Below are 12,542 nucleotides of genomic sequence, written 5' to 3'. Positions count from 1 at the left end.
CCTTAGCGATCGTTCAGCTTTGGGCCTACGATGTGCGCCATGGACGCAGCCGACATCGCCGCCGGCCGGGAGCGCTGGCAGCAGCGCTACGACGCCGCCCGCAAGCGCGACGCAGACTTCACCACGTTGTCCGGGATGCCCGTCGAGCCGGTGTACGGGCCCGCCGACGGGGACACCTACGCGGACTTCGACCGGATCGGCTGGCCGGGGGAGTTCCCGTACACCCGCGGCCTGTACCCCACCGGCTACCGCGGCCGCACCTGGACCATCCGCCAGTTCGCGGGTTTCGGCAACGCCCGGCAGACCAACGAGCGGTACAAGATGATCCTCGCCGCCGGTGGCGGCGGACTGAGCGTGGCCTTCGACATGCCGACGCTGATGGGCCGCGACTCCGACGAGCCCGAGTCGCTCGGCGAGGTCGGCCACTGCGGGGTGGCGATCGACTCGGCCGCCGACATGGAGGTGCTGTTCGACGGCATCGACCTGCAGCAGACCACCACGAGCATGACCATCTCCGGCCCCGCCGTGCCGATCTTCGTGATGTACCTGGTCGCCGCCGAGCGGCAGGGCGCCGACATCAGCAAGCTCGACGGCACCCTGCAGACCGACATCTTCAAGGAGTACATCGCGCAGAAGGAGTGGCTCTTCGCCCCCGAGCCGCACCTGCGCCTGATCGGCGACCTGATGGAGTACTGCGCGGCCGAGATCCCGAAGTACAAGCCGCTCAGCGTGTCCGGCTACCACATCCGCGAGGCCGGCTCGACCGCCGCGCAGGAGCTGGCGTACACGCTGGCCGACGGCTTCGGCTACGTCGAGCTGGGCCTCTCCCGCGGCCTGGACGTCAACACCTTCGCCCCCGGCCTGAGCTTCTTCTTCGACGCGCACGTCGACTTCTTCGAGGAGATCGCCAAGTTCCGCGCCGCCCGCCGGATCTGGGCCCGGCACCTGCGCGACGACTACGGCGCCACCAGCGACAAGGCGCTCTGGCTGAAGTTCCACACCCAGACGGCCGGGGTCTCGCTGACCGCGCAGCAGCCGGTCAACAACGTCGTGCGTACGGCGGTCGAGGCGCTCGCCGCCATCCTCGGCGGCACCAACTCACTGCACACCAACGCCCTCGACGAGACCCTCGCCCTGCCCACCGACGAGTCCGCCGAGATCGCCCTGCGCACCCAGCAGGTGCTGATGGAGGAGACCGGGGTGACCAACGTCGCCGACCCGCTCGGTGGCTCGTGGTACCTCGAGGCGCTCACCGACCGCATCGAGGCGGAGGCCGAGGAGATCTTCGCCCGCATCCGCGAGCTGGGCCACGACGGCAGCATGACGGCCGGCATCCTGCGCGGCATCGAGGACGGCTGGTTCACCGGCAACATCGCCGAGGCGGCCTTCGTCTACCAGCAGGCCCTGGAGAAGGGCGAGAAGCGGATCGTCGGCGTCAACGTGCACACCGGCACGGTCGCCAAGGACCTGGAGATCCTCCGGGTCTCCCACGAGGTCGAGATCGAGCAGAAGCGCGCGCTCGCCGAGCGCAAGGCCGGCCGCGATCCGGTACGCACCGAGCAGGCGCTGGCCCGGCTCGTGGCGGTCGCGCGTACGACGGGGAACATGATCCCCGCCATGCTCGACGCGGCCCGGGCCGAGGCCACCCTGGGCGAGATCTGCGCGGCGCTGAAGGGGGAGTGGGGCAGCTACCGCGAGCCCGCCCGCTTCTGACCGGCCGCACCCCCTGTGACGTCCGATATCACCAGCCCGGCGGCGCGGCGAACAGTCCGGCGCGCGTGCGAGACTAGATAACCATGAGCGACCCACGGACCACTCCGTCGATCTTCACCCGCGGCGCGGTCGATCTCGGTGCACTGCGCCCCGCGAGCAAGCCCGCACCCGCGGGCCCCGCCGGCCCGGCCGCGAGCCCCGCGGCCACCCCGCAGCCGGGCGGGTCGCCGCCCGCGGTCATCGACGTCACCGAAGCGAACTTCCAGACGACTGTCCTCGAACTGTCCATGACCACCCCGGTGATCCTGGACTTCTGGGCCGAGTGGTGCGAGCCGTGCAAGCAGCTCTCCCCGGTCCTGGAGAAGCTCGCGGCCGAGGGCGGCGGCAGCTGGGTGCTCGGCAAGGTCGACGTGGACGCCAACCCCCGGCTGGCTCAGGCGCTGCGGGTCCAGGGCATCCCGATGGTTATCGCGGTGGTCGGCGGCCAGCTCGTCGAGGGCTTCACCGGCGTGCTGCCCGAGGCGCAGGTCCGGCAGTACATCGACGCGGTGCTCAAGGCCGGCGGCGTCGAGGTCGCCGCCCCCGAGGACCCGCGGCTCGACGCGGCCGACGACGCGCTGATGACCGGGGACCTGGACGCGGCCGAGGCGGCGTACCGCAAGATCCTGGCCGAGTCACCGCAGGACCACGCGGCCGAGTCCGGCCTGGCGCAGGTCGAGCTCTACCGCCGGGTCACCGGCGTGGACGCGGAGAAGGCCCTGGCCAAGGCCGCGGCCGACCCCGACGACGTGGCCGCCCAGCAGCTCGCCGCCGACATCGAGGTCCTCAGCGGGCAGGCCCCCGAGGCCTACGAGCGGCTGGTCGCGGCGGTGCGGCGGTCCAGCGGCGAGGAGCGGGACAGCGTACGCAAGCATCTGCTGTCACTCTTCAACGTGGCCGGACCCGACGATCCGGCTGTGGCGAGCGCGCGGCGCGCGCTGGCCCGCGCGCTCTTCTAGGCAAAGGTACGGGGGGCTCCATGCGCCGCATCGCCGTGCTCGACGCACCGTCCAACCTCGGCCTGCGCCCGCCGACGGCGACGTCGGTGCCGGGCTGCGTCAAGGCGCCCGGAGCTCTCCGTGACCACGGCCTGCTGCGCCGTCTCAACGCCCGCGACGCCGGCTGCCTGACCCCACCCCGGTACGACCCGGGCGACTGGAGGCCCGGTGACGGGGTGTGCCACGCGCCGGAGATCTCGGCGTACTCGCGGAAGCTGGCCGACCGGATCGGCGCCATCCTCGACCAGGGCGAGTTCCCGGTGGTCCTGGGCGGCGACTGCTCGATCGTGCTCGGCTCGGCGCTGGCCATGCACCGCCTGGGCGAGGCGGTCGGCGGCCGGATCGGCCTGGTCTTCGTGGACGGCCACTCGGACTTCCGCCACCCCGGCAACGCGTCCTACGTGGGCGCGGCGGCCGGCGAGGACCTGGCGCTGGTCACCGGCCGAGGCCAGACCGACCTGGCGGCGATGGAGGGCCGGCGGCCGTACTACCGCGACATCGACGTGGTGGTGATGGGCATCCGGGCCCAGGACGAATACCGCCTCGACCTGCAGGCGGCCGGCATCGTCACCCGCCCGGTGCCGACCCTGCGCGTGGAGGGCGCGGCCCGCAGCGCCCAGTGGGCGCGCGACCAGCTGGTGGACTGCGCCGGGTACTGGGTACACATCGACGTGGACGTGCTGGACCCGGCGGTGATGCCGGCGGTGGACGCGCCGGAGCCGGGCGGCATCGCGTTCCCGGAGCTGGAGATCCTGCTGGCCGGGCTGGTGGAGTCGCCGCACTGCCTGGGTGTGGAGATCACGGTCTTCGACCCGGACTACGACCCGGACGGCAAGTACGCGGAGGAGATCACCTCGGCGATCGTGGCTGGGTTGAAACCGGCTCAGCTGGTCGACGCCCGCCCGGACCTGGTGGCGGCCCGTCGCGACCTCGCCGGTCCGGGTCGTCTCGGTCCCGGTCGTCTCGGTCCGGGTCGGCTTGCGCCGGGGCAGCGCGGTCCGGCCGAGCAGGACCCGGTCGAAGCGCGCCGGGCCGCGGCAGCCGGCGACGACGTACGCGCGGCTGCGGCGGCGATGTCGAACGGGGAATCCCTGGCGACGACTCTGGCTGGTGTCTCGCAGGGCGGTGAGGTGCCGGCGTTCCCGGCTGCGGAGGAGGCTTCGGACCAGGCGGAGTTCGAGGCTTTCGCACGGCGGGCTGATCCGGACGGTGTCTCTTCCCAGGAGGCCGAGGTCGTGTCCTCGGGCTTGGGCGTTGCGTCGCCATCCGCTGGGGCGGGTCGAGATGTTCCCTCGCCCTTCGCGGACGGCGATGAGGGTCCTGAGATCGCCTCGCCGTTCTCGGGTCCTGGCGCCTCTCACGACAGGGCCACGGATGACGCCGGACTGCCCGATGGTCCGAACGCAGCCTGGCGTGACGCGGGGTCGGTTGATCTGGACTATGGCGCTCAGGCCGACGTCAGCACCTTCGCCGATGCGGACGACAGCTCATCCGACACCGGCGACGGAGTGCTGGCCACCGACGAGGCCGGGGACGATCACACGGCGACTGACGAGGCCGGGGACGATCGCACGGCGGCGGCCGTGGATGCCGGTGGTGATCTTCCGGCGGCGGCCGTGGATGCCGGTGGTGATCTTCCGGCGGCGGCCGTGGATGTCGGTGGTGATCTTCCGGCGGCGGCCGTGGATGCCGGTGGTGATCGCCCGGCGGCGATCGTGGATGCCGGTGGTGATCGCCCGGCGGCGATCGTGGGTGCCGCGGAGAACGAGCCCGGCGAGGCGGCGGACCCGGACCGAGACGACCCCGACTCGGTCGCCGACCGCGGCGATGTGAACTCCTTCGAGGAGGGGGACCACGAGCCGGCGCCCGAACCCGAGCACGATGATTTCGGTCTGCCGGCCGCCGAGCAGGCCTACGAGGATGCCGAAGAAGCAGGCTTCGCCGAAGCCGCCGAAGCCGCCGAAGCCGCCGAAGCCGCCGAAGCCGCCGAAGCGGTAGAGGCCGCCGAAGCGGTAAAGGCTTCCGAGGCCGCCGAGGCCGCTGAAGCGGTAGAGGCCGCCGAGGCCGTCGAAGCGATAAAGGCCGTCGAAGCCGTAGAGGCTTCCGAGGCGGTAGAGGCCCTTGAGACTGCTGAGGGGTCCGCCGGGCCGGAGGCCGACGACCGGCCTGCTGAGCCTGAGGCCGACCAACGGTCCGCCGAGCCCAAGCCCGAGGCTGACGAGCCGCCGGCGGAGCCCGCGCCGATCCGGCCGCTCGGCTCCGCGCCGCTGCTGGACTCCAAGCCGTTACCCGCGACCATGCCCGGCATGCTCCGCCCGCGCCAGATCGAGGACTTCACCCTCCCGGCGCAGCGCCCGGCCTTCGAGGTCGGTCCCGAACAACCGGCCGACCGCGGCTGACCAAACTTCGGCCTTGGCCTCGGGCCTCCGGCCTTGGCCCCGGGCCACGGCCCGCCTCTTACCCCGGCCCCGGCCTCTGACCCCGGCCCTGGCCTCTGACCCCGGCCTCTGAACCCGGCCTGCCCCGGCCCGGCCTGCCCCGGCCCGGCCTGCCCCGGCCCGGCCTGCCCCGGCCCGGCCTGCCCCGGCCCGGCCTGCCCCGGCCCGGCGAGACGGCCCGGGCAACGAGTCGTTCCCGACAGCAGCCGCTCGCGGCCGCTACTTGTTGAGCGCGGTCAGGAATCGGGAGGCGATCGGCACCGCCGCCTCAGCCCCGGCCCCGCCCTTCTCCACCATCACCGCGAACGCGATGTCACCCTGCCAGCCCACGAACCAGGCGTGAGTTTCCTCTTCGCCGTCCTTGAACTCGGCCGTGCCCGTCTTGCCCAGCACCGGCTTGCCCGGCACGTCGGCCAGGTCCGTCGCCGTGCCCTTGGTCACTACCTCGCGCATCATCGTGTGCAGCGGCTGGATCGATGTCGCCGCCAGTTTCGGGCCGTCGGCGATCGGTGCGGCCGGGGCCGGTTCCGTCACGAGTTTTGGCTGGATGAACTGGCCGCGGGCGACCGCCGCCGTCGCGCCGGCCATCGCCAGTGGGCTGACCGCCGTCGCGCCCTGGCCGAAGGTTGCCGCGGCCAGCTCGGTGGGGCTGTTGGCCGGGGAGATCTTGCCGCTGAAGGAGTCCGCGCCGAGGTCCCACTTGGCGCCGAGGCCGAGCTTCGTCGCGGCGTCCTGGAGGCCGTCGGCGCCCAGCTTCGGGGCCAGGTTGACGAACGCGGTGTTGCACGACTTCGCGAAGTCCACCCGGAACGGGACCGAGCCGAGCTCCATGTCGTGCGAGTTCTTGAACGAGCGGCCGCTGACCTTCTTGGTCTTCGGGCAGTCCACCTCGCCGTCGAGGGTCACCGCCTTCTTGTCCAGCAGGCCCAGCGTCGACACCATCTTGAACGTGGAGCCGGGCGGGACCTGGCCGGTCATCGCGGTGTTGACGCCGGCGCCCTCCGGGCCGTTGGCCACCGCGACGATGCTGGAGTCGCTGATCCGGATCGCCACCAGGGCGCTGGGCTGCTTCTCCTTGGCCACCGCGGCGTCGGCCGCATTCTGCGTCGCGACGTCCAGGGTCGTCTTGATGGGTTTGCCGGCGACCGGCTCGTTGCTGAACAGCTGGGAGTCCTCGACCTGGTCGTCGGGGGTACGGCGGGCGATCACCACGGACTGGCCGGCGGTGCCGCGCAGCTGGGCGTCGTACCGCTGCTGCAGGCCGCCGTGGCCGACCTGGTCGTTCTCGCGCAGCGCTTCGGGGTTGGCGTCCAGGTCGTCGCGGGTCGCGGGGTCGACCGTGCCGAGCAGGGCGCGGGCGAACGGCCGGGTGGGGGCGAGCTCGCGCTGCCCCTCCTGGAAGACGGTGCCGTCGAGGGCGCGTACCCGATCTCGGATCTTGTCGTAATCGGGGCGCCGCAGGGTGACGATGTCGATGAAGGCACCGTCGTCGGTCGCGTCCTTGACGCGTTCCCCGATGAGTTTGAAGTCCACGGTGACGCCGATGGACTTGAAGAGCTTGCCGAGCTCGGTGAAGAGCTTGGCCTGGTCGGTGATCCGGTTGGGGGTCACCCCGACGGTGACGACCGGCCGCTGGGTGACGATCGGCTTGCCGTCGGCGCCGAGCACGTCGGCCCGGTCGGCGGCCTTGCGGCGCAGCTCGAGCCGGTCACCGGCGGTCAGCTCGCTGTGCACGATGGCCGGCTCCCAGATCACCCGCCAGCCGTCGGTGTTGCGCTTGGTGAGCCGCACGGTGCTCTGGTACGACCAGGAGGTCCCGCCCGGCAGCGTCCAGTCGAGCTTCACCGGGCCCGAGGCGATCTCGCCGGTCTCCTTGGGCTTGCCCTCGGCCGAGAGCAGCAGCGACGACTTCTTCAGGTCGCCGGCGAGGCCCTGCAGCTGGGTGAAGACGTCGTTCGCCGAGATCTTGGCGCCGTCGGCGGTGACGAAGCCGGTCTTGCTGAGGTCGCCGTTGCGCCAGCCCTTGAGGAACGTGTCCAGGGTGTCACCGGGGCCGTCCGAGCCGGAGCAGGCGGCCGCGCCGCCCGTGATCAACAGCAGGCCGGCCATGGCGGCCAGGACCCGGCCAGCACGTCCGTTGCCGCGCATGATGCCACCCTTCCCTCGGCTCGATTCGAGAAACCTACGGAACGGTAACCGGAGTCGGGCCGCCGCGTTGACCCGTGGTGGGTGAGATGTATCAAATTCGGGTGTCGGATCTCTTCCGCGCACCCCGGGTGTGGCCCGGACTGTCGGGGGGACGTTCTAGGCTGATGCCCGAAACGTCGAACCCACAGTGTCGTGGGTGAGGGGAGCCCTAGGTCATGGCCGTCGCCGATGAGGCAGCGATCGAATCCGATCCCGAGCTGGATTTCGGGCCCGGCCCCGGGCTGGCCCTGACGGGCCGGCTGGGGACGTCCGACGATGAGCTGGACGAGCCGCTGCCCAACGCCGAGCGCCTGGTGGCGCAGGCGGTGGAGCTCGCGGGGGCGGACCACACCACCGCGTCGCTGGTCGGCCGCTTCTGGCGGTTCGCACCCGACGAGGAGCTGGTCGGTTACACGCCTGCCGAGATGCATGCGGCAGCGCTCGCGCACCGTGAGCTGGCCCAGACCCGGCGCCCGGGTGAGCTCCGGCTGGACATCAGCGCCCCGACCGAGCGGCAGTCGCACACCGTGCTGTCGATCGTCACCGACGACATGCCGTTCCTGGTCGACTCGGTCACCGCCCTGCTCGTCGCCCACCAGCTCGACGTGCACCTGCTGGTGCACCCGCTGATCGTGGTCCGGCGCGGGCCCGACGGCGAGCTGACTCAGGTCGAGGCCGACGTGGAGCCCGACGACGCGATCGACGGCGACCTGGTGGAGAGCTGGATCCGGGTCGAGGTCGACCCGGTCCGCAGCGCCGAGGCGCGCGCCCAGCTGCACCAGGAGCTGTGCCGGGTGCTGACGGACGTGCGCGACGCGGTCGACGACTGGCCCCGGATGCGCCAGCGCGCGGTGGTCATCGCCGACGAGCTGGCGGCGGCGCGCGGCTCCGAGCGCAAGCTGCCGGTGCCGGACAAGGACGTCACCGACACGATCGAGCTGCTCAAGTGGCTCGCCCACGACCACTTCACCTTCCTCGGCTACCGGGAATATCAGCTCCAGGGCGACGACGTGCTGACCGCCGTGCCGGGCACCGGCCTGGGCATCCTGCGCGGCGACAACAGCACTCCCCGCAAGCTGTCCTCGATGGCGCCCGAGGCGCACCGCCGCGCCCTGGAGAAGCGGCTGCTGGTGATCACCAAGGCCAACTCCCGGGCCACCGTGCACCGCTCGGCCTACCTGGACTACATCGGCGTCAAGGTCTTCAACGAGTCCGGCGAGGTGGTCGGCGAGCGCCGCTTCCTGGGCCTGTTCTCCAGCTCGGCCTACCGCACCAGCGTCCGCGAGCTGCCGGTGGTCCGCCGCAAGGTGATGGAGGTGCTGGACCGCTCCGGGCTCTCGCCGCGCGGGCACTCCGGCAAGGACCTGCTGCAGATCCTCGAGACCTATCCGCGTGACGAGCTCTTCCAGATCAAGACCGATGACCTGTACGAGGCGGTCGTCGGCGTGCTGCGGATGGCCGGCCGCCGGCAGCTGCGGCTGTTCCTGCGCCGCGACGGGTACGGCCGTTTCATCTCCTGCCTGATCTACCTGCCCCGGGACCGGTTCACCACCAGCAACCGCCAGGCGATGCAGGAGATCCTGCTGCGGGAGCTGAACGGCATCGGCGTCGACTACACGACCCGGGTGACCGAGCGGATGCTGGCCCGGGTGCACTTCATCGTGCGCACCGACCCGGCCGACCCGCCGGGCGCGGTGGACCCGAACGTGCTGGCCGAGCTGCTGGCCGACGCGACCCGGATGTGGGACGACGACTTCTCCCTGGTGCTCGAGCGCAAGCTGGGCGAGGAGCCGGCCAAGGACCTCTTCCACCGGTACGCGCCCGCGTTCCCGGACAGCTACAAGGACGGCCACACGCCGTACGAGGCGGTCCAGGACATCGCCAAGCTGGAGCTGTTGGAGGAGGCCGGCCAGCTGGAGATGCACCTCTACCGCAAGCGGCACGTCAACCGCGACGGCAATGCCGAGCCCGACGACGCCGACGTGCGGTTCAAGGTCTTCCGGTACGGCGAGCCGATGATGCTCTCCGCCGTCCTGCCGGTGCTGCACTCGCTGGGCGCCCAGGTCGTCGACGAGCGGCCGTACGAGGTGCGCCGCCCCGACGGCACCGTCTACCTGTACGACTTCGGTCTGCTCCCGCCGGCCGCCCACCGTGAGCTCTCCGAGGTGCGCCCGCAGGTGGAGAACGCGTTCGCGGCGGCGTGGCGGGGTGAGGCCGAGGTGGACGGCTTCAACGAGCTGGTGCTGCGGGCCGGGCTGACCTGGCGGCAGGTCGTGGTGCTGCGGGCGTACGCGAAATATCAGCGGCAGACCGGCAACGTCTTCTCCCAGCGCTACGTGGAGTCGACCTTCATCGCCTACCCGGAGATCGCCCGCCTGCTGGTGCAGCTCTTCGAGGCGCGGTTCTCGCCGCGGCTGGAGCTGGGCGAGGAGGAGCGCACGCGGCGCGGCGACGAGTTGGTCGAGCAGATCACCACGCTGCTGGACGGCGTCGACAGCCTGGACCAGGACCGCATCCTGCGTTCCTATCTGACGCTCATCCAGGCCACGCTGCGCACGAGCTTCTTCCAGCGCGGCGCCGACTCCCGCCCGAAGTCGTACGTGGCGTTCAAGCTGGACCCGCAGGCCATCCCGGACCTGCCGGCGCCGCGGCCGAAGTACGAGATCTTCGTCTACTCGCCCCGCTTCGAGGGTGTGCACCTGCGCTTCGGCGCGGTCGCCCGCGGTGGCCTGCGCTGGTCGGACCGCCGGGAGGACTTCCGCACCGAGGTGCTGGGCCTGGTCAAGGCGCAGATGGTGAAGAACGCGGTGATCGTGCCGGTCGGCGCCAAGGGCGGCTTCGTGCTCAAGCAGGCTCCGGGCGACCGGGACGAGGCCGTCGCGTGCTACCGCCTGTTCATCGGCGCGCTGCTCGACGTCACGGACAACATCCACAGCGGCAAGATCGTGCCGCCGGTCGACGTGGTCCGCCACGACGGCGACGACCCCTACCTGGTGGTCGCGGCGGACAAGGGCACAGCCACGTTCTCCGACATCGCCAACGAGATCTCGGTGAGCAAGGACTTCTGGCTCGGCGACGCGTTCGCCTCGGGCGGCTCGGCCGGCTACGACCACAAGAAGATGGGCATCACCGCCCGCGGCGCCTGGGAGTCGGTCAAGAAACACTTCCGCGACCTGGGCGTCGACACCCAGTCGCAGGACTTCACGGTGGTCGGCGTCGGCGACATGTCCGGCGACGTCTTCGGCAACGGGATGCTGCTCAGCGAGCACATCCGGCTGGTGGCCGCCTTCGACCACCGGCACATCTTCCTGGACCCGGACCCGGACGCCGCCACGTCCTACACCGAGCGCCGCCGGCTGTTCGACCTGCCGCGCTCCTCGTGGGCCGACTACGACGCCTCGCTGATCAGCGAGGGCGGCGGCATCTATCCGCGAACGGCCAAGTCCATCCCGGTCACGCCGCAGGTCCGCGCGGTGCTGGGACTGGGCGACGCGAAAGCCGTGAGCCCCACCGAGCTGATGCGGGCCATCCTGGCCGCTCCCGTCGACCTGCTGTTCAACGGCGGCATCGGCACTTACGTGAAGGCGAGCACGGAAACCCACGCCGAGGTGGGGGACAAGGCCAACGACCCGATCCGGGTCAACGGCCATGAGGTACGGGCCAGGGTCGTCGGCGAGGGCGGCAACCTGGGCCTGACCCAGCGCGGCCGGATCGAGTACGCCCGGGTCGGCGGGTCGCCGGACGAGAGCGGCAGTGGCCACGGCGGCCGGATCTTCACCGACTTCATCGACAACACGGCCGGCGTGGACTGCTCCGACCACGAGGTCAACATCAAGATCCTGCTCGGTGCCGCGGTCACCGATGGCGAGCTGAGCCTGCCCGACCGCGACGAGCTGCTGGCCGCGATGACCGACGAGGTCGCCGCGCTGGTCCTGCGGGACAACTACGAGCAGGCCACCGCGCTCGGCAACGCCCGGTCGCAGGCCCACTCGCTGCTGCCGGTGCACCGCCGGATGCTCACCACACTCGAGCAGTCGGGCCAGCTCAACCGCGAGCTGGAGGCGCTGCCGAGCGACAAGGAACTGGCCGCGCGGCACGAGGCCGGTGAGGGGCTGACCGCTCCGGAGTTCGCGGTGCTGCTCGCGTACGTGAAGATCTCGCTCGAACGCCAGGTCCTCGCCGACGTCCTGGTGGACGAGGCCTGGACCAACGACGTGCTGGCCCGGTATTTCCCCACCCCGCTGCGCGAGCGTTACGCGGCCCGGATGGCCGGCCACCGGCTGCGCCGCGAGATCATCTCGACGGCCCTGGTCAACGAGGTGGTCAACCGGGGCGGCACGTCGTTCGTCTTCCGCGCGATGGAGGAGAGCGGCGCCTCGGCGGCCGACGTGATCCGCGCGTACGTCGTGGTCCGCGACGTCTACGGCCTCCCCGACCTGTGGGCGGCGGCGGAGCAGCTGGACAACGAGGTGGCGACGCCGGCGCAGACCCTGGTCTACCTGGAGACCCGGCGGCTGCTCGACCGGGCGGTCCGCTGGCTGGTCAGCAACCGCCGCTCGCCGATCGACGTGGCCGGCGAGATCGCCCGGCTCCGCCCCGGCGTCGAGGCACTGCTGGCCCAGCTCCCGACGGTGGTCGTGGGCGTCGAACGCCGCTCCCTGGAGAGCCACGTCACCACGCTGGCGGAACGTGGCATCCCGGAGCCGCTGGCCGACGCGATCTCCCGGGTGGTCTACGGCTTCGGCATGCTGGACATCCTGGAAACGGCCCGGGCCACCGGCCACGACGCGACCGAGGTGGCGAAGGTCTACTTCGTGATCTCGGAACGCTTCCAGATCGACGTGCTGCTGTCACACATCTCCCGCCTCCCGCGCGGCGACCGCTGGCAGACCCTGGCCCGCATGGCGCTGCGCTACGACCTGTACGCGGCCCTGGCCGGCCTGACGGCGGAAGTGCTGCAGTCGACTCCCACCTCGGCGGCGCCGGAGGACCGCCTGGCCGAATGGGAACAGGTGAACGCGGCATCGATGGCCCGCACGGGAAACGCGATGGGCAACGTGGAAGAGGCCCCCGCGGACCTGGCGGCGTTGTCGGTGCTGCTGCGGCAGATCCGTACGTTGGTGAAGACTTCGTCGGCTGTGTAAGGGCTGAGGCCGCGTCCGGCACT

Annotated in this window: 4 protein-coding genes and 1 pseudogene; 4 read left to right on the top strand and 1 reads right to left on the bottom strand. The window is 71.4% G+C overall.

Annotation, left to right across the window (positions count from 1 at the left end; all coding sequences use genetic code 11):
• Positions 1-39 precede the first annotated feature (39 nt).
• From AB0C12_RS20815 to AB0C12_RS20805, 3 genes and pseudogenes are all read left to right on the top strand, one after another.
• Positions 40-1,713 (top strand): methylmalonyl-CoA mutase family protein, encoded by a 1,674-nt coding sequence (locus AB0C12_RS20815; RefSeq protein WP_360550205.1) that lies wholly within the window; start codon positions 40-42, stop codon positions 1,711-1,713.
• Positions 1,714-1,796: 83 nt separating this feature from the next.
• Positions 1,797-2,711: a tetratricopeptide repeat protein gene (locus AB0C12_RS20810; protein WP_360550203.1), complete on the top strand. Its 915-nt coding sequence runs from the start codon at positions 1,797-1,799 to the stop codon at positions 2,709-2,711.
• A gap of 20 nt (positions 2,712-2,731) precedes the next feature.
• Positions 2,732-3,631: pseudogene (locus AB0C12_RS20805) on the top strand (arginase family protein); the annotation flags it as partial.
• A gap of 1,776 nt (positions 3,632-5,407) precedes the next feature.
• On the opposite strand, the gene AB0C12_RS20800 reads toward AB0C12_RS20805, so the two are convergent.
• A complete protein-coding gene (locus AB0C12_RS20800; protein WP_360550201.1) occupies positions 5,408-7,336 on the bottom strand; it encodes a penicillin-binding transpeptidase domain-containing protein in 1,929 nt (642 codons plus the stop codon).
• Between the two features lie 215 nt (positions 7,337-7,551).
• Between AB0C12_RS20800 and AB0C12_RS20795 the strand changes: the two genes are divergently transcribed.
• Complete coding sequence (locus tag AB0C12_RS20795) at positions 7,552-12,519, top strand: NAD-glutamate dehydrogenase (RefSeq protein WP_360550199.1); 4,968 nt, start codon at positions 7,552-7,554, stop codon at positions 12,517-12,519.
• Positions 12,520-12,542: the final 23 nt, after the last annotated feature.

It is taken from the genome of Actinoplanes sp. NPDC048967 (assembly GCF_040649415.1).
Classification (GTDB): Bacteria; Actinomycetota; Actinomycetes; order Mycobacteriales; family Micromonosporaceae; genus Actinoplanes.
Note: the sequence above shows the minus strand (reverse complement) of the source record. Positions and strands in the feature narration are given on the sequence as shown.